The 25,076-nt window shown below is 60.9% G+C and carries 22 protein-coding genes and 1 tRNA gene; 6 read left to right on the forward strand and 17 right to left on the reverse strand.

The window, feature by feature from the left end; all coding sequences use genetic code 11:
• From H7A76_RS28725 to H7A76_RS28745, 5 genes are all read right to left on the reverse strand, one after another.
• The coding region (locus H7A76_RS28725; protein WP_185701646.1) for a RebB family R body protein at nucleotides 1-208 on the reverse strand (208 nt) is incomplete at its 3' end.
• 103 nt (nucleotides 209-311) lie between these two features.
• The gene (locus H7A76_RS28730) at nucleotides 312-803 is read right to left on the reverse strand and encodes a hypothetical protein (protein ID WP_185701647.1); all 492 of its coding nucleotides are present in this window, start codon (nucleotides 801-803) and stop codon (nucleotides 312-314) included.
• Nucleotides 804-941: 138 nt separating this feature from the next.
• Nucleotides 942-1,574 (reverse strand): hypothetical protein, encoded by a 633-nt coding sequence (locus tag H7A76_RS28735; RefSeq protein ID WP_185701648.1) that lies wholly within the window; start codon nucleotides 1,572-1,574, stop codon nucleotides 942-944.
• Between the two features lie 24 nt (nucleotides 1,575-1,598).
• On the reverse strand, nucleotides 1,599-1,826 hold the full coding sequence (locus H7A76_RS28740) for a RebB family R body protein (RefSeq protein ID WP_031321382.1): 228 nt from the start codon (nucleotides 1,824-1,826) through the stop codon (nucleotides 1,599-1,601).
• A 118-nt stretch (nucleotides 1,827-1,944) separates the two neighbouring features.
• Entirely contained in the window at nucleotides 1,945-2,487 is a 543-nt protein-coding gene (locus tag H7A76_RS28745) for an RNA polymerase sigma factor (RefSeq protein WP_260498102.1), read from the reverse strand.
• Nucleotides 2,488-2,674: 187 nt separating this feature from the next.
• Between H7A76_RS28745 and H7A76_RS28750 the strand changes: the two genes are divergently transcribed.
• The 3 genes from H7A76_RS28750 (at nucleotide 2,675) to H7A76_RS28760 (ending at nucleotide 4,195) form a co-directional block, all read left to right on the forward strand.
• Nucleotides 2,675-2,751 (forward strand) — tRNA-Arg (locus H7A76_RS28750).
• A 144-nt stretch (nucleotides 2,752-2,895) separates the two neighbouring features.
• Nucleotides 2,896-3,747 carry a hypothetical protein gene (locus tag H7A76_RS28755; protein WP_185701649.1) on the forward strand — a complete coding sequence of 284 codons (852 nt, stop codon included), beginning with the start codon at nucleotides 2,896-2,898 and terminating at the stop codon, nucleotides 3,745-3,747.
• Nucleotides 3,731-4,195, forward strand: coding sequence for a hypothetical protein (locus tag H7A76_RS28760; protein ID WP_185701650.1), 465 nt, complete (start codon nucleotides 3,731-3,733; stop codon nucleotides 4,193-4,195). Before H7A76_RS28755 ends, H7A76_RS28760 begins: the two co-directional genes overlap by 17 nt.
• An 18-nt stretch (nucleotides 4,196-4,213) precedes the next feature.
• On the opposite strand, the gene H7A76_RS28765 is transcribed toward H7A76_RS28760, so the two are convergent.
• From H7A76_RS28765 to H7A76_RS28785, 5 genes are all read right to left on the reverse strand, one after another.
• Nucleotides 4,214-4,396 (reverse strand): hypothetical protein, encoded by a 183-nt coding sequence (locus H7A76_RS28765; protein ID WP_185701651.1) that lies wholly within the window; start codon nucleotides 4,394-4,396, stop codon nucleotides 4,214-4,216.
• Between the two features lie 72 nt (nucleotides 4,397-4,468).
• The gene (locus H7A76_RS28770) at nucleotides 4,469-5,164 is read right to left on the reverse strand and encodes a hypothetical protein (protein ID WP_185701652.1); all 696 of its coding nucleotides are present in this window, start codon (nucleotides 5,162-5,164) and stop codon (nucleotides 4,469-4,471) included.
• Nucleotides 5,161-5,742, reverse strand: coding sequence for an RNA polymerase sigma factor (locus H7A76_RS28775; RefSeq protein WP_185701684.1), 582 nt, complete (start codon nucleotides 5,740-5,742; stop codon nucleotides 5,161-5,163). The genes H7A76_RS28770 and H7A76_RS28775 overlap by 4 nt, the downstream gene beginning before the upstream one ends.
• Nucleotides 5,743-5,779: 37 nt before the next feature.
• A complete protein-coding gene (locus H7A76_RS28780) occupies nucleotides 5,780-7,528 on the reverse strand; it encodes a VWA domain-containing protein (RefSeq protein WP_185701653.1) in 1,749 nt (582 codons plus the stop codon).
• A 90-nt stretch (nucleotides 7,529-7,618) separates the two neighbouring features.
• Complete coding sequence (locus H7A76_RS28785) at nucleotides 7,619-8,179, reverse strand: YbhB/YbcL family Raf kinase inhibitor-like protein (RefSeq protein WP_185701654.1); 561 nt, start codon at nucleotides 8,177-8,179, stop codon at nucleotides 7,619-7,621.
• A 442-nt stretch (nucleotides 8,180-8,621) separates the two neighbouring features.
• Between H7A76_RS28785 and H7A76_RS32650 the strand changes: the two genes are divergently transcribed.
• From H7A76_RS32650 to H7A76_RS28800, 3 genes are all read left to right on the forward strand, one after another.
• Nucleotides 8,622-9,848 (forward strand): PAAR domain-containing protein, encoded by a 1,227-nt coding sequence (locus tag H7A76_RS32650; protein WP_085598071.1) that lies wholly within the window; start codon nucleotides 8,622-8,624, stop codon nucleotides 9,846-9,848.
• A 5-nt stretch (nucleotides 9,849-9,853) separates the two neighbouring features.
• Entirely contained in the window at nucleotides 9,854-10,315 is a 462-nt protein-coding gene (locus tag H7A76_RS28795; protein WP_022643471.1) for a hypothetical protein, read from the forward strand.
• Nucleotides 10,316-10,428: 113 nt separating this feature from the next.
• Nucleotides 10,429-11,022 carry a DUF4291 domain-containing protein gene (locus H7A76_RS28800; protein ID WP_185701655.1) on the forward strand — a complete coding sequence of 198 codons (594 nt, stop codon included), beginning with the start codon at nucleotides 10,429-10,431 and terminating at the stop codon, nucleotides 11,020-11,022.
• 1,436 nt (nucleotides 11,023-12,458) lie between these two features.
• Here the strand turns inward: H7A76_RS28800 and H7A76_RS28805 are convergent.
• From H7A76_RS28805 to H7A76_RS28835, 7 genes are all read right to left on the reverse strand, one after another.
• Nucleotides 12,459-12,809 carry a hypothetical protein gene (locus H7A76_RS28805; RefSeq protein WP_185701656.1) on the reverse strand — a complete coding sequence of 117 codons (351 nt, stop codon included), beginning with the start codon at nucleotides 12,807-12,809 and terminating at the stop codon, nucleotides 12,459-12,461.
• 3 nt (nucleotides 12,810-12,812) lie between these two features.
• Complete coding sequence (locus H7A76_RS32900; protein ID WP_185701657.1) at nucleotides 12,813-13,097, reverse strand: hypothetical protein; 285 nt, start codon at nucleotides 13,095-13,097, stop codon at nucleotides 12,813-12,815.
• Between the two features lie 365 nt (nucleotides 13,098-13,462).
• Nucleotides 13,463-13,807: a hypothetical protein gene (locus H7A76_RS28815; protein WP_185701658.1), complete on the reverse strand. Its 345-nt coding sequence runs from the start codon at nucleotides 13,805-13,807 to the stop codon at nucleotides 13,463-13,465.
• 55 nt (nucleotides 13,808-13,862) lie between these two features.
• A complete protein-coding gene (locus H7A76_RS32230; RefSeq protein WP_260498103.1) occupies nucleotides 13,863-15,008 on the reverse strand; it encodes a VENN motif pre-toxin domain-containing protein in 1,146 nt (381 codons plus the stop codon).
• A gap of 284 nt (nucleotides 15,009-15,292) precedes the next feature.
• Nucleotides 15,293-15,565, reverse strand: a complete 273-nt coding sequence (locus tag H7A76_RS28825) for a hypothetical protein (RefSeq protein WP_185701659.1) — start codon at nucleotides 15,563-15,565, stop codon at nucleotides 15,293-15,295.
• 2 nt (nucleotides 15,566-15,567) lie between these two features.
• Complete coding sequence (locus H7A76_RS28830) at nucleotides 15,568-23,067, reverse strand: DUF637 domain-containing protein (RefSeq protein ID WP_260498104.1); 7,500 nt, start codon at nucleotides 23,065-23,067, stop codon at nucleotides 15,568-15,570.
• A gap of 27 nt (nucleotides 23,068-23,094) precedes the next feature.
• Nucleotides 23,095-24,828 carry a ShlB/FhaC/HecB family hemolysin secretion/activation protein gene (locus H7A76_RS28835; RefSeq protein ID WP_185701660.1) on the reverse strand — a complete coding sequence of 578 codons (1,734 nt, stop codon included), beginning with the start codon at nucleotides 24,826-24,828 and terminating at the stop codon, nucleotides 23,095-23,097.
• Nucleotides 24,829-25,076: the final 248 nt, after the last annotated feature.

A 25,076-nucleotide genomic window follows, 5' to 3' on the forward strand; every position in this document is an offset into this window, starting at 1 on the left:
TGTAGATCTGCATCACGCCCTGGTTGGTCGCGGCTTGCGCCAGGGTGTTTTGCTGCTGCTGCGCCGAGACCGAGTTCTGGAACAGGATCGCGGTGGCCTGGGCCATGGATTGGTAGATGGTGCCCATTGCCATGGCCGGCGCTTCGGCGACGACCTTGACGTTGGTCTGGGTGACGGCATCGGTGATTTGTTCATTTACAAGTGGCATGGCTCAACTTCCTTTGTTTGGTACACGGAGCATTCCGTGTCATTGAGTGAACGTGGCAGCCTGGAGACTGTGAACCGGCCTCGGCCATCAGGTCCGAGCCGGTTCAGCGCGATGCCGGACTCACCTGTTTGAGTGCCTCCTCGACCTTGCGCGTGAGTTCGGCCAGCTGTTTTTCCAGCACGCTCTTGACCTCGGCCTGTACCAGGTCGCGGATCAGCGCCTTGAGCGCCGGATCGTCCAGCGGGCCGGCGGGCGCCGGTGGTGGGGGCGGTGACGCCTGGCCCTGGGCCGCGATGGCCGCCAGCAACTGCGAGAGCACCAATTCGCGGGCCTGGGGATCGGCCCTGTCGTTGGCCCTGGCGCTGGTCACCTGATCGAGAATGCTGCGGGTGCGCTGACTGTCGGACTGGATCAGCTCCATGGCACGCCGGCGGGCCTGCTCGACGCTCTGCTGGGCACTCACGGAAAAGTCCAGGGGCTTGTCGCGCACGAACGCATCGAGCACCTGGCTCTCGACCTGGGTCAGCGGGCGGTTCAGGTAGGCTTCGGCAAAACGCTGGATCGTTGCCAGCGGATCAAGGTCTTCATTCGCCATCTCATGCTCCTTGTCGATGAACGGCGCTGAAACACTGGCTGTCGGCTTGGTCGGACTTCAGCGCCCGGGATGAAAAAGAGCCCACGCGGGCCCCAAGTACAAACTCCCCGGACGACTTGCACGCCCGGGGAGCGGTGTTCAGGATGCCGAACGGTTGGCCAGGGTATCGGCGTACTTGGCGATGCTGGCGTCGATCTTGTCGATGGCCCCGGCCGCGGCGTCGGCTTCCATGGCCCCGGCGGCGGCAGCCACTGCCGCCGCCGCCCCCACCATCAAATCGGTGGCCAGCACGCCGAGGGCATCCTCGGCGGCCCCGGTGACGTTTTCCTTGACGATGTTTTCGGTCATCTGCTTGATCAGCACCGCCTGGGCCGCCAGGGCCAGCTTGCTGACCCCATCGAAGTATCCGGCGGCGGACTGCGCCACCAGGCCGGCCGCCTGGCTGATCATCATGTCCGGAGGCACGGCGATCTGCGCCGGGGCATAGCTGAAGGCTTCCGCATTGGTGAACTGCACCGCCTGCACGATCTGGCTGTTCAAGGCAGCCGTGTTGCCGGTATCCGGATTGTTGGCCTTCTTGAGCAACTGATCGTTCAACATCGTCATGATCGAGACTTTGTCGCCGCCCGTGGGCGGCGAAACGTGCGGGGTCGGTTCAGGTTGCGGCGCCGGGTCCGGCTCTTTTTGCGGACCCGGCTCTTGCGTTATCACGGGATCGGGGGTTGCACCGACTTCATCCGCACGAGGGGTTTTCTTTTTGAACCAAGCCATGACGCTTCTCCCGGGCCATCAGCCCTACTCGCCGATCGCCATGATCAAGGCAACGGCCTTGGACACCACCGCGTTGGAGATCTGGTTCAGCGCCTGCTGGCTGTTGACCGCGTTCTGCAACGACAAGCCCGCGGAATGACTGGCCACCTGGTACAGCGAAGCAATGGACTGGGCGGGAGCCTCGGCCACCACCTTGACGTTGGTCTGGGTGACGGCATCGGTGATCTGCGAGTTGACCATGGGATCTGGCATACATCTCTCCTTAGATGGAATGGCCCACCGCAGGGGCGGCGGCGCCGGCTACAGCGTCGAAAACAGGCTCATTGAAAGAAAACGCTCCGGCGTGCCTGTTGTGAATCCTCGTCGAGCTTCAGCGCAGCTGCTCGCGCAGCAACTGCACATGCTTGCGGACCAGGGGCTGGTTGATGCCCAGCTCGGCGGCGATGTGCGGGTAGGGCAGATCCTGGACGAACTTCAGTTCAAACAGCCTGCGCTTCTTGAGGGGTAACCTGGCTACCCGTCGGCTGAGCTGGGCCAGGGTTTCTTGCAGTTCCACATGCTCGAGCACCGAGATCTGCGGGGCCTCCAGTTGCTGCAAGGGGTCTTGCTCGACATCGCTCAGGTCGACGAACAAGCGCTGTTCCCGGGTCCGCCGCCGGCAGCTGTCGAGGAACACATGCTCCAGGACCAGGAACAGGAAACCCTGGGGATCGCGGATCCGCTCCGGCGACCGGCGAAAGAACAGCAAGGCCTTGATCGCCGTGGCGGCCAGCCATTCCTGGGCGCCATCGGCATTGCCTCGGGCCAGTTGCCGGGCTCGGCGCTGCAAACCGGGCAGCACCGCCCGCCAACTGGACTCGAACAGATGGTCCGCCAACGCCGCCGACAGCTCCCCTTGCATGGAACAGTTCATCCCCGCACCTCCCTGTGCCCCGTGATCGCACGGACATGGCTGCAGGGTGCGCGGACGCGCGAGGACGATTCAGCGGGAAAAACTACCGCTAGCCCCGGGGTTTCCGGGGATCGCGACCGACAACCACACGCGCATGAAAACCAGCGTGGACGCCTTGGGTCGACATAGGTATGATGTCGCCCGCACTGCACTCGTAGCTCAGCTGGATAGAGTACTGCCCTCCGAAGGCAGGGGTCGTGGGTTCGAATCCCGCCGAGTGCGCCAGCTTCAACGAGAAAGCCCCAGGCCCATGGCCCGGGGCTTTTTTGTTGGCCCGGCCAAGACCGGACGACAAGGGCATCGCCAGCCGGGCCTGCCCAGGCGGTGGGCAACTTGCTACATTCCTCGCCCCCAGGACAGGAGGTCCCGATGCTGCGCCACCCCTTGCTCGACCAACCGTACCAGCCAACCTTGCAGCGCTGGATCGCCTGTTTCACCGGCTACCGCATGCCCGAGGCGCTGGATGCCGAGTTGAGCCGCTACGACCCCAATGATCCCGACGACCGTGAGCAGCTGATCCGCCGCTATTGCCTGGCGCGGGACGATGTGCGCGAGAACTTCCGGCATCGGCAGCAGCGGGTCCTGGCGCTGCAAGCGGCCGTGGCGGATGCGCACTACGACTTCGGGCAGGTCTGGGAACCGCCCGAGGACGACTACGAAGACCCGCAGTGGCCCAGCGGCTGGCCGGAGCGAGTGATCGATAGCCGCGACTTTTTCCAGCGCCTGCTGCGTGCTGCCCGCGAGCTGTGGCACGACGACCTGGTCCGTGCGGACTTGCCCTCGCTCAAGCAATGCCAGGAAATTGCCGAACGCGATCGCGGCAGCCGCGACTGGCTGTTCAGCGTCGATAACCCCGAGGCCTGGAAAGCGCAATTCGGCCTCGCCGCCACACCCTACGAACTGCAGACGCCCGGCCCACAGTTCCACGGCGAACGACTGCGCCTGGCCCTGTCCGGGGAGCTGCCCCGCCAACTGCTGCCCGCCAGCTGGAACAGCTCGCCAGGGCCGAGCCATTGCCGCTTGGTGCTGGAGATCCAGGGCATCAGCGAACTGGCCATGAGCGGTACACGCTTCGATGGGCCCATGCGCACCCAGCTCACGCGCTTGAACCCCGGTTACTACGTGCGCCTGGAGATCGGCTTCGACAGCGTGATCGAATGCGTGGCGCTGTCTGTGAGCATTGCCCAGGTCAAGGGAACACACGATGAAAAGCCACTTTGAAGAGGCGCTGGAGCGTAAGGAAGTGCTGCAGTTCTTTCGTGGCCAGGGCCAGTACCTGACCCGGGACGGCGATTGGGATGAGCACCTGTACTGCATCAACTGGACGGGAATCTTCAGCTACCTGCGCGACAACGCCGACGGCGCGCAGCAGCTCAGTGCCAGCTTCGAGCTGTACGCCTACAGCATCGAGCACACCCTGGAAGACTGCTTCGGCCTGCGGGAAAACCTGTTCAACTACTACTCGACCCGAGCCCGCCTGGCGCCTGGCAGCGCCGACCTGCTGGGGCAACTGCCGCCGGCCTGCAAGCGGCGGATCGTCCAACGCCTGGGCAGGTATCGCTGGCAAGTGGAAAACCACCATCGGCTGCTGCCGGAGCGGGCCCGGCGCATGAGCGCGGACGGCGCCTGCGCCGAGTTCCTCGACCTGCCCGCCACGCCTTACGCCTGACGGATCAGGCCGCCGGGCTCATGGAGCCTCGTCGGCCTTCGGCGGGTCTGCCTGGGCCTGCGGCGCCAGCGCTTCGGCATCGTCCTCTTCAGCCTGTTCAAGGTCGAAATCCTTGCGACTCTCCTTGATGGCCTGACGGATCTGCGCGCCCTTGATCGGGCAGTTCAACATTGCCGCAATGCGGTCGATGCGAGGTGCCATGGACGGCCTCTCAAGTTCTGGAAACGGCCACGATAGTGCGCGTTTTCCGCCTTGAGGGCCAATCCTTGTGCCTCACCGCCGACGCAAGGCTTGCAAGCGGCTGTCCAGGTCCTCGTCCGGGTAGGCGGCGTAGAGCTTGAGCAACAGCTCGGCCGCCTCGCGGTTGTGGCCGCTGTCCCACAGGCGCACCACCTCCTTCAACACCGGGTCCAGCCGCTCGCCGGGGCTCGGGCCGAGCGTCGCGGCCATGCGCTTGGCCAGGTGCGATGCATGGGCCTCGGTGGGGACGTCCGATTGCGCGAGCCGTTCCTCGAGCCGGTCCATGTGCGGCGCCATGGCGAAGCTGCTGGTGGGCGCCGCCGGGGCGGGAGCGCTCAGGGCACCGGATACCTCGGCCGGTGCCGGTTCCGGAGCGGGGGCCGGGGCCATCTCGGCCTGTTCCATGGTCCGGGGCCTGGCCTTGGCTGCCGCAGGGGCCGGGGCTCGCGCCGGGGCGAAGACCTGGGTCGGGTACTGCTCCGGAGTGCGCTGCACCATACCGATGATCAAGGCCACGCCGAACAGGCTGGCAAAGGCCACCTGGTAACGCGGACGCTGGCAGGCCTGCAGCCAGCGCTGCCACCACCCGGCACGGGAGGCGGGAGCCTCGCGGCGGGCAGCAGCCAGGATCAGGGCATCGAGATGGGCCGGTGGCTCCATGGCGCTGTGCTCGCGCACATGGGCCAGCATCTGCTCCTCGGTGGATGGAGTCTGTCGGGCGTCAGTCATGTGAGTACCTCCTCGGCCAGGAGCCGACGCAGTTTTTTCAGCGCATAACGGAAACGGCTCTTCACCGTCTCCAAGGGTGCCTGGGTCAGGCTGGCGATCTGCGGCAATTCCAGCTCGCCGTGGGCCCGCAGCAGGAATACTTCGCGCTGGTCTTCGGGCAGGTCTTGCAGGGCCGCCTCGATGCGCTGCCGGTCGCGGCACAGGCTCAATTGCTGCTCGGGCCCGGGGGCCTGGTCAGCCTCGGCATGCAGCTGTTCGTCATAGCTGTCGTGCAGCGGGTTGCGCACGCCGTGCTTGCGCCAGTGGTCGATCAGCCGATTGCGGGCAATCTGGTACAGCCAGGTGCGGAAGCTGGCCCGACCCGCTGGCCCGCTGGTGCTGCGGATCAGGCTGAGCCAGGTTTCCTGGTAGACCTCTTCGGCCAGCTCCGCCTTGCCGGACAAGCCGAGCAGGAAGCGGTACAGGCCCTGGCGATGGCGCTGGTACAACAGCTCGAAGGCCGCACTTTCGCCAGCACGATAACGCGCCAGCAGCGCTTCGTCGCTGCTGGCGTCGGGGGACGGATGGGGAGCAGACATAGGGCGCTGGAACTCCTGTTCACTGCTCGTCATGGCTCTACTCAAGGCGGCTTTGCACGGCATGCTGGCCCGTCGCATCGGCCGCCTGGTCTTTGGGGGCTTGAGTTTGCAGGCTTTGCGCCAGCTCCACCAGCTGTACGAACTCACCACGCAACCCGTAGGGGTCATCGCCCTTGGCGCCCCGGGCCAACTTGGCGGTGTCGGCCAGGCTGAAATCCGCGGTGTAGCGACCGTCCTTGAGCTGCTGGGAGAACGCCGCCACGGCGGCGGCAAACCGCAAGTCGGGGCTGGCCTTGGCCAGTTCCGTCGGCTGCTGGGTGCTGATCGGCCGCTCGATCAACCGGCTGCTGCCCCCTTCCGGCGCCTTGTAGCGCACCCGCAGCATGGCCAGCTCATCGGCCTTGCCGCTGGTGGCGGACGTCTTGGCCTGGCCATAACGCAGCGGCTCCAGCCAGCCCTTCTCGCCCACCGGGACAACTTCATACAGCGCCGTGACGGTATGCCCCGAGCCGATTTCCCCGGCATCGACCTTGTCGTTGCTGAAGTCTTCACGCTTGAGCGCCCGGTTCTCATAGCCCAGCAGGCGGTATTCGCTGACCTGGGCCGGGTTGAATTCCACTTGCAGCTTCACGTCCTTGGCCACCACCGCCAGGGTCGAGCTGAGCTGGTCCACCAGCACCTTGCGCGCCTCGCGCAGGTTGTCGATGTAGGCGTAGTTGCCATCGCCGGCGTCGGCCAGCTGTTCCATCAGGTGCTCGTTGTAGTTATCCACGCCAAAACCCAGGGTGGTGAGGGACACGCCGCTCTTGCGCTTCTGCGCCGCCATGGCCTTGAGGCTGTCGAAGTCGCTGACCCCGACGTTGAAGTCGCCGTCGGTGGCCAGCAGGATGCGGTTGATGCCCTTGTCGATGAAGCCCTGCCGGGCCATCTGGTAGGCCAGCTCGATCCCCGAGGCACCGGCGGTGGAACCTCCGGCGGTGAGCTGGTCGATGGCGTTGCGGATCTTGGCCTTGTCGCGGCCGGAGGTGGGCTCCAGCACCACCCGCGACTCGCCGGCATAGACCACCAGCGATACCCGGTCCTGGTCGCGCAGTTGGTCCACCAGCAGCTTGAGGGTGCTCTTGACCAGGGGCAGGCCTTCGCGGCGGTCCATGGAGCCGGAGACATCCACCAGGAACACCAGGTTGGCCGGGGCCAACTGGGCCACCGCGCGATCCGAAGCCTTGATGCCGATGCGCAGCAAGCGGGTATGGGGGTTCCACGGCGTGGGCGCCAGCTCGGTGGTCACGCCGAAGGGCGAGCCATCGCTGGGCAAGGCGTAGTCGTAGGGGAAGTAGTTGACCAGTTCTTCCAGGCGCACCGCGCCTTCGGGCGGCAGGCTGCCCTGGTTGAGCAAGCGGCGGACGTTGGCGTAGGCACCGGTGTCCACGTCGACGCTGAAGGTCGATACCGGGGCCTCGGCCACGCTGTGGATCGGGTTGTCCGGCAGGGCCTGGTACTGCTCGCGCGGCTCGTCCCGGTAGGCCTGGAATGACTCGCGGTACTCTGCCGGGGCCGGCATGGGCGCGATCATCGATACCGGGCGCAGGCCGCGCTTGGCCAGGGACGTATCGGCACGCGGCCTCTCGTACTGGGCCTCAGGCGCCGCCTGCAGGGCGCCCTGGACCACAGCCTCCGCAGTGGCATCAGGCTTGGACGACACGCCGCAACCGGCAATCGCCAGCAGCAGGCCAGCGATGGCGAAACCCTGGGCGGCCGGGCGAAGGAAATGCAGAGGAAGGGACATGGGGGCTGACCTCGGGGAAGAAATGATCCATTCCCCCCTTCAGACGAAGCGCCTTGGCGATTCGGGTTAAGCCCCCGGAAAAAAATTTCGTCAGCGCGAGTAGCGGCGCACCACGCTGCTGTTGCGCAGTACATGGCCGTTGATCTTCTCCAGCAGCTGGGCGCGGGTCAGCCCGGCAGGCAAGGCCTCGGGGGGCAGGTCCAGGGCGAAGATCTGGATGATGTAGTGATGAGCGCTGTCGCCCACCGGCGGGCACGGCCCCATGTAGGTGGTGCTGTTGCGGCTGTTGATACCGGCCAGGCCTTCCAGGTTCGGCTTGGTGCCGGCGCCGGCCGGAAGCTGCCGGGTGCTGGCCTTGATGCCGTAGTGCACCCAGTGATCGACACCCTGGCCCTTGGCGCCATCCGGATCGTGCATGACGATGGCGTAGCTCAAGGTCCCGGCAGGGCCTGCGGTCCAGCTCAGCGCCGGGGAGTTGTTATGCCCGCCACAGCCCTTGGCATCGCTGGCGTTGCCGGTGGTGAACAACCGATCATCCGACACCCCGGGCACATTCAGGGTGAAACGCTCCTGGGCCTGCACGGGAAGTTGCAGGCACAACAGCACGGCACCAGCGGCCAGCCAAGTATTGCGGGAGGCAAAGCGAGACATACGAAAGCACCTTTTTGCGGATGGAAACGGGGTGAGCACCAGACTATAGCCGGCTTGAATGAATGCGCCCCTTTACGCAAGGCGCGGTGGGAGATTGAGCTTGAGTGCGGGGGTGGTTGTAAATTAAAAAAAGTGGAATTTTCCAGCCACGACCACTCAGAACACTGAGTTCAAGCCAGCAATCAGGCGCTGAGGGCTCTTCGAACAGGGTTTCATCATTGGCGTGAATCTTCCGCCATCCCCTGCTGCGGCTTGTGACATTGGCTCGCTGGCACGCCTTGCCCACCCGGCGAGCCCTGGCCGGTGTGACGGTGTGCGGCATTGGCGAATGCCGGGTAACTTCCAGGACTTGCTGCCCCCCGGGCCGCTCTTCGATAATCCGCCGCTCACGACAATCAGTAGCTCAAAAAGGTGCTTGGCGCACCCAGGGCGGAGTCTCAGCATGGATGTACAGGCCGCAGCGCGGTTTGGCGATGAAATCGCCCATGGATTCGGAGTTGCGGCGATGATCGCCGGCGCGGTCGCCGGGGCTCTCATCGGTGCAGCCATCGTCGCGGCAACTGCCGCAACGGGCGGCCTGGCGGTGGTGATCCTGGCGGGCTCGGTCGCCGCTGGCGGCCTGTCGATGTTCCAGCTGGTGAAAGGCCTGTCGACCATCTTCGATTTGCCCGAGCCAACCACCGGCGAGCTCATAAGAGGCAGCCCCAACGTCTTCGTCAACCTGCGCAACGCCATGCGGGCCGGTGAGGATGTATCGAGTTCCTGTAGCGGCTTTCCCCTGGGGCATCCGCCCTGGCCGTTCCCGGTCACCATCGCCGAAGGCAGCGCCACCGTGTACATCAACGGCAAGCCGGCGGCGCGCCTGACCAGCAAGATGACCTGCGGGGCGCACATCAAGTCCGGTAGCCAGAACACATTCATCGGCGGCCCGACGCTGCGGGTGGAGTTCGTGCTGGATATCGAGGGTTGGCTGCATACCGGCCTGGAGGCATTGGGCCTGGTCGCTGCCGCAGGAGCCCTGGTGCTGGCGGCCATGGCTGGCGTGGCAGCCCTGTTGACCACCGTGGCGGTGGGGGCTGCAATCTATGGCGGCATGGAATTGCTCGGACAGATCGGTGACCGGCTCGGCCCGGGCTACCGTGACCTGCTGCAGGGCATCGCCGGCCTGGCACTGCTCGGCGCCGGGCCGAAAATGGCCAAGATGAGCGCGGAACGCAACGCCGCGCGCCTGGCCAACCAGTCGCAGGTACTGGAAGTGCGCACGGCCGCGGAGGTCAACAAGGTGATGATCGAAAAGGGCGACTTACCAGCGTGGCTGGAAGGAACCCAGGTCAAGACCGAGATAGTGCCACCGGGAACGCAATACCAGATGGTGGTCGCCAAGGGCCAGGCCGAAGCCATCATGCAGGGCAAAAAGGCCTTCGGCGGCTTCGCCACCCCCGATGCGATTCCCAACCAGGCCTATGCCCGGGATAAACTGGTGATCCTCGATCGGTTCAAGACAGATGTGTCCCATGTGATCACCGTCGAAACCACCGCCCCGCAAAAGATTCACAGTGGCATCACCGGTCCGCTGGAGAACTACAAGGGCGGGGTGAAGCAAGTGGAGTTCCTCGACGAGAGGTTTCTGAAAATAGTCGGCACGCCTGAAGTGCTGCCTGTGGAGTGAAAATTGTGATCAGTGATTTCGAACGCATCCGGGAAGACGGCAAGGTCATCGACGAAAACATGACGGTGGACCGGATGATCGCCCTCGGGTGGTCTCCTTGCCTGGTCGTCGAGGCACGCTGGCGCTGGCAGGAACAGCTCCTTAGCGTGGTCAACAGCCGCGGCCTGCTGGCGATCGTGGTACCGGATCGGCAACACCTCGCCATCCTGTGGAACGATGACGACACGGGCATAGCCGCGACCCTCTACGTGGTTTCCGGCGACCGCCAGCAACAGATCCGGATTACCGACCAGTTGCTGATCGATGGCCAACTCGAAACCGGGGTCTACAGCTGGTTCGAACAGTTCCCGCAGGATTCGCCCAGCGTCTTCACCTGCATGTTCAGCCGGCAACGCGACCAGGCGATGTTCAGGGTGGATATCGACGCGGCGACCGGCGACATTCTTTCGGTACAGCATTCCCGCTGAATACCCTTGCGCCTGCTGCACCAGCACACAAATGCCGCGCAACAGTGCATGGCGCAGCGCACCAAGCGCATCACGGGCGGCCACTCAGCCGTCCGTTTTCACAAGGAAACGCCATGCCTGCAACGGCCGACAACATCACCCTGCGCCAGATCCGGGCGGTCTACGACGCCTGTACCCTGCGCGTCTACCAGGCCTACTCGGCAAGCATTGCCGATGCGGCGCTGGCCCATGGCACCTTCGTCTCGCCACCGTTCAAGATGGAGCGCATGACCTGGATAAAGCCCTCCTTCCTCTGGATGATGTATCGCGCCGGCTGGGGCTTCAAAGACGCAGGGCAGAGCCGCATCCTGGCCATCGACATCAGCCGCGAAGGCTTCGAATGGGCCCTGGCCCACAGCTGCCCGAGCCACGCCGAGGAGGGGTTGAGCAAGGAGCAATGGTTGCAGTTGAAGGAGCAGTCGCCGGTGCGCATCCAGTGGGACCCGGAGCGCGACCTGCACCTGCGGCCCCAGGAACACCGGGCCATCCAGATCGGCCTTGGCCAGGAAGCGGTGGGCTTGTACGTGAACCAGTGGATCCAGCGCATCAGCGACGTCACGCCGCTGGCGCATCGCATCCATGAGCGGGTGCTGGCTGGCGACCTGGAAGAGGCGCGGCGCCTGCTACCCCAGGAGCGCGAATACCCTATGGCGGGCCCTGCTGCGTAAACCGCCTGGCGCGCCAGGCCAGCGATCGGCATGGGGCGTTTGCAGCTCGTCGAGCATTGTCGTCAGCGCCACCTCGGGCGGCGTTGGAGTGATAACCGATAGTTGCTTCTGAACCTGCCGTCTACCTTCGATATATAACCTGACAGTTGCGACGCAGTTGTAAGGGAAAACAAACCCTTCTCTTTTCCAGTCAAGCTATTACCATTCAACATCTATCTTCAGGTCCAGCCCATAACAACTTACCTCTAAGTTCGTCAGGAACAAGCTCAAAAAGAGACTTTATGCTTTTCAAGTGCTCATGATAATTAGGCGATATCCGGTCGCTACAGCTCTCCAAATAGCTCTTAGCTTGATAATTCAGAAACCATACATCATGCTCAGAAAATTCAGAATCCAACAAACTATTTGTAAGGTTATGCACCAACTCCGCCTCAAAAAAACATGACTGGTCCTTGCCTTTTGCTCTCTCACCCAAAGACTGGATATTCCTTATATATGGTAGAGCCAAAGATAACATCCTAACGTATATTAAGTTCTTTTTCATGAAACCATCACTTTCTCGTCGGCAAAGATCTAGCCCCGGCAGGCGCACTAGCTGTTTGAATCCAACTGTCATTTTTCAACAACAGCTCAACAAATAAAGCGCCTCCTGTATTTCTATATATTCCCTGGGCTTCGACCAGCCGATGATTCCCCTAAAGATATAAACCTCTGCTATCTATATAACCCAAAACACGCCCCTCAGAAGCTGTAAACCTGCAGTTATTCGATAGCATATCATCTTCACTTGCTCTACCTTTCGCGGTTCCCAAAGACCAACTCGTATATTTTTATGCCAGATGACGACCCAATCTTATACTCGCTCAGAAACGGCCCTTTACAAGGTTAACTGGCTTATTTTAGGCGGGCTGGGCCCAAGCAATAACCCTATAACTTTTGCCTTATGCAAAATAAAACTGCCCATCCTCATAACGGAAGAATCTTATCTACTATGGAGAGCATAGACTCCGACTCAAAAAACTCAATTTTCTCGCCATACTTATAGTTATCACAATATTCAAGAGGAATAAGAAAAAGCCTAAAATCAATGATCACCAGCCATCCAGCTATCCAGCTATCTCTACAGCCCCGTCTTCATCTATAGGTTTGCAAAAGAATTTCTCATACAGAAATCCTAGAGTTTTCATTATTATTTACCAATTAAAAAATAGCGCCAACACTATGCTCCATCGCGCAATACAAGAAGTGTTCAAGAGAACCTGTTTTAGGATCTCTCGCCATACAATACCTTTATGCTTTTGAGAATCCCCCACCATACTACCAAGCATAGATAGTAGACTCGTATCCTCTGCAGCTCCCAATCCAGAGTATTGAAGGACTGCTTGGTAATTACACCGTTGTGAAAATAAATTGCCTCGGCAGTACTGGGGCTAGTTTTATAAAAGCTCTTGGTATCGAGGGTCCTCTCGCATAATCCTTAAAACTTCAGACCACCCAAATAAAACTCCAGGAACGCGACTCTCTGTAATAAGCTCCGCTCTCTCCGAAAGAGAAAAATCATCCATTGCTTTCTTGCAATATGAATAAAACAGGTTAAAGCAATTCTCATCAACATAATCCAAGACAATGAAACTTTGTCCCTGTTCATCAAGCGGCGTATAAATTGATTTCAGGCAACACTGCTCATCATCTTTGAACAGCTTTCTTGTCGCTTCAACAATGCAATCAAAAACCCCGCCAGAAGCAGACCAGCCAGTATCTTCACCTATAGAAATATACATACCCATGGGTCACCTCAAAATAAGAATCTTGCTCTGCTGTTCAGGAGTAAGATTCTTTATCCATAAATTAACCATGCTTTGGTTAGCAGGGGTTAAATTCCTATAGTCCAGCGGAACAATGTCTGCCTTCCCAATGCGATCAACTAGCTGCTTCTGATTTTGAGAGGCATTATTTGAGAAGAATTTATTTATCTGAGCAGACCTTGTGCCATCAGTCCACATAAAGTCCACAGTCTTTCTTGCATAAGGCCCATCAACAAACACGAAATCGGGGTTCTTCTGTCCTGACACCATCAGTGGGTCAACCCTTTTCAGGGCCCACTCAAGGACTTCTCCAACTGAACTACCACCTGACTTTCATGCAACACAAACTTTCCTTTGTCTGGATCAAGACCCAGCCCCTGAATCCTGCCTCTATTGTTGGAGACAACGGGATTAATTGTATTTAAGCCTGTATCAGCATCCTTAAATACAGGAGTCCACTCACTTCTAACCGTTGCAGTTCCTTTTGCCGCCTGCTGCTCAAGTACCGTACCCGGCGCCTTACTCGTTAAATCAGGTCCCTTCGGGTTGCTCCCTATACGCTCCAAAGCCGCCTTTTATGCACTGACTAAGGCTCCCGCTTCTTGAACAGTTCCTTTTGCAGCGCTAAACCTAGCTTATTTTCCCGCTGCCAATTCTATCGCAACAGCTAACTTCAACTGAGCATGACGCCCCCGAACTAATTTTTTATAACTATTAATATCAACAATGGAAAAATTTTCAGGCTCGGCATCAGCATTACCCCGAGAAAGCTCAAATTTAACTACAGCAGAGCAATTTACTAGAACCACATAAAAATCCTCACCTTGGTCGGGAGTATGGCTTAGCACATAAGCAGACGATAAAGAGCCAAACACTCGCTCAAGAAACTTCAGAACAAATATATTTTCGAATATATATGCTGCTGACGAAATGAGAGTCGCTCTAATTTCCTTCTCAGCAGCACTCCCTACAAATTTCATTTGATCACTCCTGGGAATGCGGAAACCAAATTTCCTGCCCCATCCGTCAGCACGCTCATTTTAGATGTCGGAGAGAAGTTATTATACTTATCAGACCCAATACTTCCTCCAAGTCAACCTCACGTACATATCGAGGTCCATCAGCACTCGGCAGAATCTTAGTTATTGGTGTGTTAATAACCTCTTTACTTTGCAAAATTTGACGTAGTTCCTCTTGCGGAACAGTAAACTGACTTTTGTTTTTTGTTAGTGAATAGTGCTCATTTGTCAGATGATTCCAGCCGGCGCCCTCTGCCTGGCTTCCGTTCCTTAGATTTACCCGGCTTTGTACTCTACCAGGGACTTGCAAGGCGGTTTCTACGGTTTGTGTCCCTTTTGTCGCTTGCCCCCCTGATCCACTCGATCCGTCTATAACCTTTGAAGGCTTACTGCTACCACTGGCCGCCCTGCCAAAAGCGGCAAGCATGGCAAACCGGACGAGCTCCTCCTTCGAGGCGCCATTATTTAGTAGGTTCGTGAAACCATTAACATCTATGGGAGCCAGGACCGAACTGATAACACCGTCCTTAAGAGATAGCTCACGAATTTTTTCGTCACTTAAACCCTGCTTTTTCCACTCGGCAATCTGCTCACTGCTTCTGACCAGAGCCAGATACGGGTTGCTGATGGTTCCAATGGGAGTCCAGTCATTTCCGTTGAGGGTATAAATATCTCCAAGAATCCCGCCCCAACCCGAACTCAGTTGCCCTTCTTTCGCACCCTCCATCATGATGCGTGCATATTTTCCAAAAAGAAGATTCAACTCCTCTTGGCTTAGTGCTCCTGCCTGATACAACGCAACCAGGTTTTCTCCAGACTCTTTTTCCCGCTGCCGGTACTCATTGCGTACCGCACGCTCACAACCTCCATCTCCAGCACAGGCAGAAAACTTGTCCTGCAAGTCGTTCATACCACCGATTTTTGCGGCCACCAGTTTTTCATGAAGCGCTACCAAGCTGGCTTCATTCAACTTGTCGACGCCGTACTTATTCGCTAATAAGTTGTTCTCCACAGCATTCTTGCCAGCCCCAGCACCCGCAATAGCACCCGCGCTATCGCCCTTGGCAATTCCCCCCGCGAGCCCAGCGGCTAACGTCGATAGCGCCGCCACTGTCTGCTTTTGTTCTTCGCTGAGGGAGCTGGTATCGCTGGTGCCGTACAACTGCCTCGATCAGGAACAACTCCTGGCGGGTCTGCTTGCGTTTGCCGGCGTACTCGGCGTCAGCGAAGGTCATTTGCTTCATTGGAAACTCGGCGACAGGTGTCCGTGGATTTTGCCAAATCAGGAAGTCTTTTTCAGAGTTCCCCTAGGCGCGCAACGCCAGATGTAGCGCGAACTGCGCGCCGGACTCGACCAGCAACTGGCTGTCGTGGGAAAAACTGGCCCGACGCGGGTTATGATGCTGCCCACGCTACCCCAAGACGTCCAACCAATAGTTTAAATAGTTAGAGCGCAAGCTCCAGGTGCACTTTCTCGGCTACTTCATCAACAATAAACCTAGGCCCAAATATAGTAAGACCCACGAATGTTTCTGACTCAATTTTAACTTTCTCGCCCATCAACTCAACCTCTGCGACCTCAATTTCTTGAGAGCCTCCAACCGCCCAAGACCTATCAAGCCCTACAGCACCAAGCCTGACTAAAACAATATGCAGGGCGTTACGCAATACCGCATCGTACTCATCACCCAGCACTATTGATGCATATTCATAAGTCATATTTAAAAACCTAAATCCTTCCCACCTGAACGACTTGCAGACTCAGTTATCTGCTCCCAACTTTTGCCTTTAGCTCTCAGCCAATCAATAGATGGCCCAAGCTTGTCCCCATATACTCGCAAGTTTCGCTCATAAATCTCTGCAAGTTTATCAGGTGGTGTTAGATCCTTATATTGAACACCTAGCTCACGGCGTATCTGATGGAGTTGACGAGCGACTTGCTCTGGCGTTGCACCCGCTGCGCGCATACTAAGACTAATCTCTGACAAGCTATTAACTTCATCGATATATGCTTGCCGTAGGGGTGGAAGCTTATCTACCGAACCAGTTGCTTTTGCGCCTACCGACAGGACTCGCCCTAATATCGCCGCCAGCCCCGCTCCCGTAAGCTCACCCGCCATGAACATACCCCAGGCCTTGGTGAACTCGGTAGCGGGCTGGACGCCTTCAAAGCCTAGCCCTCGGGCCTGATCTACTAGTGCTTGGGATACCTGATCACTAGGCACCCCTTGCTTCTGTAAGGTTTCCGCCAGCGTGATGGCCGACTCACCGTACTCAACCAGCCCCGGCGGCATGTGTTCCACAAAGTTGTACTGCGTCGCGTTTTGAGCAACCCAAGCCCCCTTCTCAATCTTGGCTGCATCACTGTCTTTCTGAGACGCTGCCGCCAGCACCCCCACAATTTGTGAGCTCATGGTCAATAAGGACTCATTTCCCTTGACCAGATCATTCAACTGAACCACCAAAGCCTCGTTGGCACCTGCGGCCAACGCCCCGGTCTTGAAGTCACCTCCGGTTGCCTTGGCCAGCAGTCCACCGACCATCGCGTGAACCGCAACCTTAGGTAACGAGCCGTCCGCCAAAACATCTTTGGTGTAGTCGCCGACCAAGTTGAAGCTCGCCGCCGCCAAGGTATTGAACAGGGCACTTTTCAATGCATCGCTTGCACTTCCACCTTGTCCCAGCGCCTTGCTGAGCAACATCGAGGTGCCACTTTGCAGCGTTTGGTTAGCAGCGAGTTGCCCCACCCCTGTCCAAGTACTCAGGTTGGGAGGAATAACTTTCCCAGTAAACGGATTGGTTTTCGTCCCGGTGAGGTCATCGAAAACACCACTGGTCAGCCCTGCTGTCACACCCGAGATCACATACCCCTTCATTGCATCCGAAGAGGTCACATCCTTGAGTACAGCCCCCAGATTGCCGCCGTTGTTGATGAAACTCGTGGTTGCGTTGGTCGAGGCAGCTGTCGCGACAGACCCTACAACTGCGCCTGTAGTACCACCACCCGCCAGTCCACCCGCTGCTGGGCCCACCACTGCCGCCATCACGATCGCAATGATGATTTGCGACGCAGGCCCCAGACCGGAGTTGCTGTACTTGTAGGAGTCGTGGATCTCCTTCACCAGCCGCCAATCAACATCGCCACGCTTCTCGGCCTCCTTGAGCCACGCCAGTTGCGGGTCGGCCTTGACCATCGCGTCGATGCTCTGGCTGACGGTTTGCTGGTTGACCTGCCTCACATCGATCTTCAGGCCATCAACGGCTTTGATCACGATATTGCCAGCCGCCGCCATCTGGGTCTGGCGCAGGGTTTCGTCGGTGTTGCCCTTGCCTTTGGAGGACACCCAGAAGGAGTTGTTATTGGTCTTCTCGTGACTCTCTTGGTGCAGGTCCTTCACCCCTTCAAAGGTGATGGCGCCGCCACTCTCCAAGGTCAGGTCCTTGCCACTCTCCAGCTTGGCGACTTGATACTTCTGGTCGCCATCGCTCTTGAGCGTCAGGTTGCCACCGGCACTGATCTCACTGCCGACATGAGTAACCCGGGTGACTTCATCGCGCTTGGTTTCCTTGCTGCCCCAGCCCCCCTTCTTCTTCATGTCATACAGCGAATGTTCACTGTCCTGCTCTGCCAGCAAGTTCAATTCGCCACCGGCCACCAGGTAGGCTTCATCTCCGGCTTTGACCTGGCTGGAAATCAGGGTCATGTCCTGGCCGGACTTGAGCATCACATCCCCGCCCGCCGTCACCGTGCTGGCTTGCTGGTGGACGCGATCCTCTTCGCTCTTGGTGGTGCCGGTCTTGCTGGCCCAGTGTTGTTCATTGGCGGCCGAGGCCAGGGTCAGGTTGTCCTTGGCTGTCATCGAGACGTCGCCCTTGGCGGCGATCTGGCTGGCGATGGCGGTGACGTTGCCACCGGCCTCGATGCTCAGGCCGCCACCGCTCTTCAGGGTGGCGCCGTGCTGGGTTCTGCTCTGGTCGAGGTTGCCGATGCCGCGGTCGTTGCTGACCACTTGTTCGACTGCGCTCAAGCTGACGTCGCGACCGGCCTTTATGGTGGTGTTGCCGCCGCTCTGTAGAAGGCTGCCGTTGTTGTCGAAGTCCCGCTCGGCATCGATGCTCAGGCTGCTGCCGGCTTCGATGCGGGCGGCGCTGTCGAGGAAGTCGCGGCGTTGCTCACGGATGTAGGCTTCGCTGCTGCTCTGGTGGGTGGTCAGGGTGCGGTCGTTGATCACGTCGCCCTGAGTGGTGGTCAGGGTGACGTCGCGCCCGGCGATGATGCCGCCGGCGCGGTTGACCAGGTGGTTGCCCGCCAGCAGGCCCTGACGGTTGCCCGCCTCCATCAACCCGCTATTGACCAGGTTCTGCCCCGCCACCGCCGACAGGTCATTGGCCGCGCGCAGGGTGCCGACGTTGTTCAAGTCCTTGCCGGCAATCAGGCTCACGTCCTTGCCGGCGATCAACGCGCCATTGGGCGCCAGGCGATTGTTGGAGTGGGCCAGGTACAGCACCGGCACCAGCACCTGCTCGCCATTCACTTCGGCATTTTCCAACCAGACGATGTCGTGGGTCAGGGCCGCCACCTGCTCGGAGGTCAGGCTCACGCCCACCGCCAGGTTGAGCTGCTGCTTGCTCTTGATGGCGTTGTCCATCAGGTACTTGAACAGCTTCTCGTCGGTGTCCTGGCCATTGATGAAACGCTGGCCGGTGCGGGCGGTTACCGCTTGCCGGATCAGCTTCTGTTCGTAGAAGCCGTCGCCCAGGCGCTTGGCGCTTTCATCGGGGTTGTAGCCCAGGTTGGACAACAGGTAGTCCGAACTCATGAACTGCTTGAGGTCGGTGAGGGCCGGGTTGGTTTCGATCAGGTACTTGTGTGGCCGGGACAGGCTCGCGGTATCCGGCAGGCCGGCGATCTGCGCAGGCGTCGGGGCCTGGGCCAGGGTGCTGCCCTGGCCGCTGAGGCGGAACAGGCCGTTGCCGCCGGTGGGCAGGGTGAAGCCCGGCAGTTCCAGGGGGTTGACCTGTTGCTGGGCCAGTTCCGGGGGCAGTTGCGGGTTGATCCGGATCGCCGTCGAGTAGCCGTTGCCTACGCCGGTGTCGGTCAGGGTCTTGCCGGCGCCGACGTACTCGTAGAAGGAGCGGATCACGCTGTTATCGAGGGTCTGGTCAGCCTTGAGGTTGACCTTGCCACCGGCCTGGATGGTGGCGGCGAAGGATTGGTCGCCGTCCACCACCTTGCTGCTGGAAGACAGCATCACTCCGGTCCAGGCGATGAAGGCGCTGAGGTCCGAGGCGAAGCTGCTCGAAGGCGTCGGGTTGTTGCGAGCGTTGAACGCGGCGGCCCGGGCGGCGGCGTTGCCGGTTTCGTTGACGAAGCTCCAGTAGCGCCGCAGGGTGGTGATCTCTTGGGGCTGCAGGCCCTGGTTGTTGAGGGTCTGGGCCTTGATGTCGATATCACCGGCCGCAGCGATCAGGCTACTGGTGTTGGTCAGGGTCTGGGCATCGATCTGCAAGTCGGCGCCGCTGTTGAGGCTGGCGGCGGCGCTGCTGTCGGTCACACGCAGGCGATCGGTCTCGGCCACTTCCCACAGGCCGTTGATGCGGCCACCACCGCGGTCGTCGCAGCCAGCGCCGGGGATCAGGGCGCAAGACAAACGAGTGATGCTGGCTGCGCTCTTCTCGTGCTCGATGTACTGCAGCACGTCCCTGACGTTGTTGAGGGTGCTGGCGGCAATGGTCAGTCTGCCCAGGCTTTCGATATCCCCGGAGCGGTTGTCCAGCAGGTCGGCCCTGGCTTGCCGGTCGTCCTTGGCGATCAGCACGTTGCCCAGGCTGTACACCTGGGCATAGCGGTTGGTGAAGCTCGTGGTCAGCAGCTGCATATTGCCGCCGCTGGAGATCAGGCCATGGTCGTTGACCAGGGCGGTGGCGTTGAGGCTCAGGTCTTCACCACTGCCCAGGGTGCCGAGGTTGTTGATGCTGGCGGCGTTGAGCAGCAGCTTCTGGCTGGCGGTGATGCGCCCGGCGCTGTTCAGCGCGCCGTCGATCTTCAGGGTGCTGTTGGCGCCGCCGGCGATGCTGGCGCTGTCCGCCAGGTCCAGTTGGGCGGCATGCAGGTCCAGTTGCCCAAGACTGCTCAGGCGGCCCTTGCCGCTGTAGTTGCCGTTCAGGTCGAGGTTGAGCGCGGCGTCACTGCCGATCAGGCCGTCGTTGCTCCAGTGGCTGCCGCTGCCGGTCAGGCCGTTGCCCGCCAGGAGCTGGCCGTCGGCGGTCTGGGTCAGGTGATCGACCCTGACCAGCAACTGGTCGGCCTGGATCGAGCTGCTGTTGGTCCAGCGCTCGGCTTCCAGGCTCAGGTGGCCGGCGGTCTTCAAGCGGCCGCCGACGTCCTCGAGGTTGGCCATGGAGATGCCGAACACCCCACGGCCACTGTGCAGCAGGCTGCCGCCACGGTTGTCGAAGCCGCCGGCAGCGAAGGCCAGGTCGTTGTTGGCGGTTTCCAGGGCGCCGTCGCGGTTGTCGAAGGTCCCACCGATGCTGAACCGGGTCGTGCTGGCCAGGCCCAGGGCCCGCAGTTGCCCGTGCTGGTTGTCCAGGCTGGCGGCAGCGGTCGCCAGGGTGCTGCGGCTTTCGATCAGGCCCTGGCGGTTGTCCAGGGCGCCAGCCAGTTCCAGCTCGATCTGCCGGGCGCTGATCTGGCCGGCGCTGTTGTCCAGGTCCTTGGCGCGGATATGCAGAGCCTGCTGGGCGAAGAGCGCGCCGTCGCGGTTGTCGAGGCGGCCATCGGCAGCAGTTTCAAAGGTGGCGCCGCCGTTGAGGGCCGAAACCTTGCCCGCGTTGTTGTCGAAACTCGCCGCCTTGAGCGTCAGGTCGCCCTGCTGGGCAATGACCTGCCCGCCCTGGTTGCCGGCATCGGTCGCCACTTCCAGGCCCAGGGTGCTCTTGGCCTGCAGCAGGCCCTTGGTGTTGTCCAGGCGCCCGGCATCGATCTGCAGGCCGGCCTGGCGACTGAGAATCTCCCCGCCGTCGCCGTTCTGCACTTGGCCCGTGGTGCTGACCAGCACCGAGTCATTGGCCGCTACCCGACCTTTCTGGCGGTTGTCCAATCGTCCGGCGAACAGCCGCAACCACTGTTGGCTGGAAAGCTCACCGCCCTGGTTTTCAACCGCAGCGCTGCGCTTGAGCAGCAAAGGGCCTGCGGCGGACAGGGTGCCCTGGTTGTTGATCAAGCGCCCCAGCAGATCGAGCGTGACGGCACCCTTGCCGGTGAAGGAGCCGTGGCCGTTGTCCAGGTCGCTGCCGGTGAACACCAGGTCGCCGGCTGCGTTGAGCGTGCCGCCCTGGTTGCCCAGGACCATGGCCTGCAGGGTCAGGGCCGCGGCACTGTCGATGGAACCGCCCTGGCTGTTATCCAGCAGGTCGCGCAGCTTGAGGCTTTGCTCGCCAGCGCTGGAGATCACGCCCTGCTGGCTGTTGTCGAGACTGGCGGCCTTGACGTCCAGGGTTTGATGGCTGACCAGGGCGCCACCCTGGCTGTTGTTCAAGGCGTCGCTGAGGGTGACGTCGACACTGCCCTTGAGGCTGGAGACGGTGCCCTTGTTGCTGTTGTTCAACCCCGTGCCGTTGAGGCTCAGGCCCTGCCAGCCCGAGAGCAGGCCGCCCTGGTTGTCCAGCTCGGCGCTGCCGGTGATGGCCAGGGTCTGTTGCGCCAGCACCACGCCGGTGAGGTTGTCCATACCCGCCAGCACCAGGGTGCCGTCGCCCTGGCTGGACAACTCGCCGCCGCTGTTGCCCAAGTGACCAAGGTTGGCCTTGAGCAAGCGCTGGCTCTTGATCAAGCCGCCCTGGCCGTTGTGCACCTGGTCGGCATCGAGTTGCAGGCCATCGGCGCTGAGCACTCGACCCTGCTTCTGGTTATCCAGGGCACCGGCACTGACCTTCACCTGGCGCTGACCGCTCAGAGTACCGCCCTGGTTGTTCAGGGTCTGGGTTGCCGTGACCGTCAGATCGCGGCTGGCCACCACGCTCTTGCCACTGTTGTTCAGGGTCTGCGCAGTCAGCGTGACATCGCCGCCTGGGTTGCGGCTGTTGTCGAGGTTGACCCCGGCCTCGATGATCCCCCGGTTGTTCAACTGCCCGGCACTGCCGAGGTCGACGCGGTGGGCCGCCGCCAGGGTGCTGTGGTTGTTCAGGTCACCCTGGGTCTGCACCTTGAGATCGGTCCCGGCATACACCGCGCCCTGGGTCTCCAGGCCCTGGGCCTTGATCACCACCGCGCCTTTCTCGGCAGTGGCCTCCACCATGCGCAACTGGCCGTTGGCGTCGAGCTGGATATCGCCACCGCTGGCGATCAGCTTGCCGTCGAGCTTGACCCCCACGCCGGCTTCGGTGCCCACCAGCTTGATCGCCCCGGCGTACATGCCGCCCAGGGCCGAGGAGTCGATGGCCAGTTGCGGTGCATCCGCCGGGTTGGCGGCCCGGGCGGTGGCCTTGAGGGTCTGGGCGTCGACGTCGTTGGCGCCCGTGACCAGCGCCAGGTGCCGGGCCTGGATCTGGGCGTTGACCTTGGCGCTGCGGGTGATGATCTCGAACTGGTCGATATTGCTGGCGTTGAGCCCCGCACCTTCGATGGCCACGCTGCCCTGGTCCACCTGGTAGCGCTGCAACTGGCCATTCTCGATCACCGGCTTGCCGGTGGTCAGGGTGGTTTTCGGGGTGTTGATGAAGCCGCAGCCATTGCAGGTGACGCCGTAGGGGTTGGCGACGATCACATGGGCCGATCGCCCCGCCACTTCGGTGTAGCCCTTGAGCTGGCTGGGGCTGCCGCCGTTGACCTCGTTGAGGATCACATTGGCCGCGCGGCCACCCAGGTTGGGGTTGCCGAGGATGATCCCGCCCAGTTGCGTGGACTGGGTACGGTCGGTGGCGTTGTTGAGGATCACGCCCTGCTGGCCGACGTTGTAGTCGCTGAACGTGTTGTGGGACAGGCCGCCGCCATTGGGCGCGGCAATGTTGACCACAGGCACGCCATTGCCCGCCTGGCCGAGCGTGGTGCCGCTGCCGTTGACCACGATGCCGTCGGCCATCACCAGCAACGGCTGCCAGAACATCGCGTTGGCCAGGATGAACGCCAGGCCACGCTTGGGCAGGCCCCAGAACGAATCACGCGATTGCAGGGCGGCGGAGGGCTGGCGGGCCAGGAAGGCAAACTGACGAACGTCCATGTCGGCTGTCTCGGGTAAAGAGCGAAATTAGAGAAAAAGATCCAGGCGGAAATAGATCGGGGCTTCGCGGTCACTCAGGGCATCTGGCCGCTCGAGGGAGTGGGCGAAGGTCACGCTGGCGGCCAGGTGCTGGCCACGGGCGAACAACTCGATGGAGTCGCTGGACACCCGCCCGTGCTGCTCGGCGTTGTAGCGGTCATGGCGAATGGCACCCACGTCATACCCCAGCCCCGTGCCGTACTCGGCGAACACCGGGCGCAGCCAGTCCCAGGTCACCGGGCGGCTCCAGCGCAGGTCGTTGCGCCAGTAGTAGCCGCTGTCGCCGTTGAGGCTCTGGTCCTTGTAGCCGCGGATCGAGGACTGGCTGCCCAGGCTCATGCGCTGGGAGCTGAACAGGATGTCTTCGCTGCGCTGGCTGGTGACCAGGCTGCTGAACACCAGGGACTCGTCCCACAGCTTGAACGGCTGCAGGTAGCTGGCGGTGGCGGTGTACTTGCGGTAGCGGGCGTTGGCCTGGCGGTTGCCGTACCGGTCGCGCTCGGACTGGCGCTGGGCATCGAACAGGCCGATTCCCTCTTGCAGGCCCAGGTCGAGGTTGACGAAGGCCCCGCCAATGCGCCGGCCATGGTTGATGCCCCACTGCACTTCGCTCAAGCGGTTGCTGCTGGTGCTCAGCTTGCTGTCTTCGATGTAGTTGTTGGTGCGCAGGTGGGTCAGGCCGGCGTTGAGCGAAGTCTTGCTCACCGAGTCGCGATGGATCACCCGCTCCACGCGCAATTGGTGGTTCTGGCTGTCGCCGGTCTGCTTGAAGTTGAAACCCTGGCCCTGGGCCTGGGAGCGGTACTCGCTCTGGCTGTAGCTGTAGTTCAGGTTCCACCAGCCCAGCGGCAGGTTGTAGTAGAGCATCGCGTTGCGCGAGGTCTTCTGGTGGTCGCTGATGGCGTCGTGGCCACCGCGCAGCACCAGTTGGTCGGCCAGGCCCAGGGGGCTGTCCCATTCCAAGGAGCTGCCCCATTGCTGCTCGCCGGTGCTCTTCTGCCCGTCGTTGCTGCGGGACAGACCGACCCGCCAGGGCTTTTGCGGGGTGTTCTTGACCAGCACCTCGCTGCCGCCCACCGCCTGGCCGGGGGCCAGTTCCATCTGTGCCTGGTTCGACGGCAGGCGGTTGAGCTGGTCGACCATCTGCTCGATCTGCCGCAGGTCGAGCAGTTGCCCGACGCTCCCGGGAAACGCCATGTCCAGCTCGCGCGCCGTGAGCTTGCTGCCTTCGGCCGCCTTCAGGCCTTCAAGGCGGCCCTCCACCACCAGCACCTGCAAGTGCCCGCGGGACAGGTCCTGCTGCGGGAGGTAGGCACGACTGGTGACCAGGCCTTTGGCGATGTAGTGGTCGGTAATGACCTTGAGCAACTCGTTGAGCTGGGCCACGCCCAGGCACTGGCCGATGTAGGGCTTGAGCAGGCGCTCGCGCTCGGTGGTGGACAGGGCGTCGGCGCCCTTGAGCTCGATGTGTTCGATGGGGAAGCAGCGATTGTCGGTCGGGGCCATCGGCGCCACCGGCAGCGCGCTCTTGCCAGGCAGGTCCTTGAGGTCTTCGAGGCGCCGTTGCTGCTCTTCCAGCAGGCGGTTCTGGCGCTCGCGGATCAGATCCTGGTCGCCGGGATTGTTCAGCGGGGCAGCAGAAGCACTGTTCAGTGAGCCAGCCAAAAACACCAGGCAGGACAGCACACAACACAACCTCATCCCGAGGGTAGGAAAAAACATGTTCGGTCCTTCGAAAACATACGGCAGGGTCAACAGAGCCGGCGATATTAATGTGCCACTACACTGGCGTCAATTAATCAACAACTACTTAAAATCAACATTTGCTGTTTATTCAAAGAACTTCCCGGCTAAAGGAAAACAGCGCTCCAAACGCCAATAAACCCAGGGGGAGTTCTTTTTGTATCAAGGGGTCATTTACCCCTCTGAACACAAGCTCGCACCGGCCAAGCCCTTGATTCCATGGCCTT

Source organism: Pseudomonas sp. MSSRFD41, assembly GCF_014230245.1.
GTDB classification, from domain to species: domain Bacteria; phylum Pseudomonadota; class Gammaproteobacteria; order Pseudomonadales; family Pseudomonadaceae; genus Aquipseudomonas; species Aquipseudomonas piscis.

Excerpts from the sequence above, each read along its gene's own strand:
- H7A76_RS28740 (WP_031321382.1), bottom strand. The coding sequence starts at position 1,826 with ATGCCAGATCCCATGGTCAACTCGCAGATCACCGATGCCGTCACCCAG.
- H7A76_RS28745 (WP_260498102.1), bottom strand. The coding sequence starts at position 2,487 with ATGAACTGTTCCATGCAAGGGGAGCTGTCGGCGGCGTTGGCGGACCAT.
- H7A76_RS28765 (WP_185701651.1), bottom strand. The coding sequence starts at position 4,396 with ATGGCACCTCGCATCGACCGCATTGCGGCAATGTTGAACTGCCCGATC.
- H7A76_RS28760 (WP_185701650.1), top strand. The coding sequence starts at position 3,731 with ATGAAAAGCCACTTTGAAGAGGCGCTGGAGCGTAAGGAAGTGCTGCAG.
- H7A76_RS28775 (WP_185701684.1), bottom strand. The coding sequence starts at position 5,742 with ATGTCTGCTCCCCATCCGTCCCCCGACGCCAGCAGCGACGAAGCGCTG.
- H7A76_RS28825 (WP_185701659.1), bottom strand. The coding sequence starts at position 15,565 with ATGACTTATGAATATGCATCAATAGTGCTGGGTGATGAGTACGATGCG.
- H7A76_RS28835 (WP_185701660.1), bottom strand. The coding sequence starts at position 24,828 with ATGTTTTTTCCTACCCTCGGGATGAGGTTGTGTTGTGTGCTGTCCTGC.
- H7A76_RS32650 (WP_085598071.1), top strand. The coding sequence starts at position 8,622 with ATGGATGTACAGGCCGCAGCGCGGTTTGGCGATGAAATCGCCCATGGA.
- H7A76_RS28830 (WP_260498104.1), bottom strand. The coding sequence starts at position 23,067 with ATGGACGTTCGTCAGTTTGCCTTCCTGGCCCGCCAGCCCTCCGCCGCC.
- H7A76_RS28815 (WP_185701658.1), bottom strand. The coding sequence starts at position 13,807 with ATGAAATTTGTAGGGAGTGCTGCTGAGAAGGAAATTAGAGCGACTCTC.
- H7A76_RS28730 (WP_185701647.1), bottom strand. The coding sequence starts at position 803 with ATGGCGAATGAAGACCTTGATCCGCTGGCAACGATCCAGCGTTTTGCC.
- H7A76_RS28780 (WP_185701653.1), bottom strand. The coding sequence starts at position 7,528 with ATGTCCCTTCCTCTGCATTTCCTTCGCCCGGCCGCCCAGGGTTTCGCC.
- H7A76_RS28800 (WP_185701655.1), top strand. The coding sequence starts at position 10,429 with ATGCCTGCAACGGCCGACAACATCACCCTGCGCCAGATCCGGGCGGTC.
- H7A76_RS28805 (WP_185701656.1), bottom strand. The coding sequence starts at position 12,809 with ATGGGTATGTATATTTCTATAGGTGAAGATACTGGCTGGTCTGCTTCT.
- H7A76_RS28735 (WP_185701648.1), bottom strand. The coding sequence starts at position 1,574 with ATGGCTTGGTTCAAAAAGAAAACCCCTCGTGCGGATGAAGTCGGTGCA.
- H7A76_RS28785 (WP_185701654.1), bottom strand. The coding sequence starts at position 8,179 with ATGTCTCGCTTTGCCTCCCGCAATACTTGGCTGGCCGCTGGTGCCGTG.
- H7A76_RS32900 (WP_185701657.1), bottom strand. The coding sequence starts at position 13,097 with ATGGTGTCAGGACAGAAGAACCCCGATTTCGTGTTTGTTGATGGGCCT.
- H7A76_RS28755 (WP_185701649.1), top strand. The coding sequence starts at position 2,896 with ATGCTGCGCCACCCCTTGCTCGACCAACCGTACCAGCCAACCTTGCAG.
- H7A76_RS28770 (WP_185701652.1), bottom strand. The coding sequence starts at position 5,164 with ATGACTGACGCCCGACAGACTCCATCCACCGAGGAGCAGATGCTGGCC.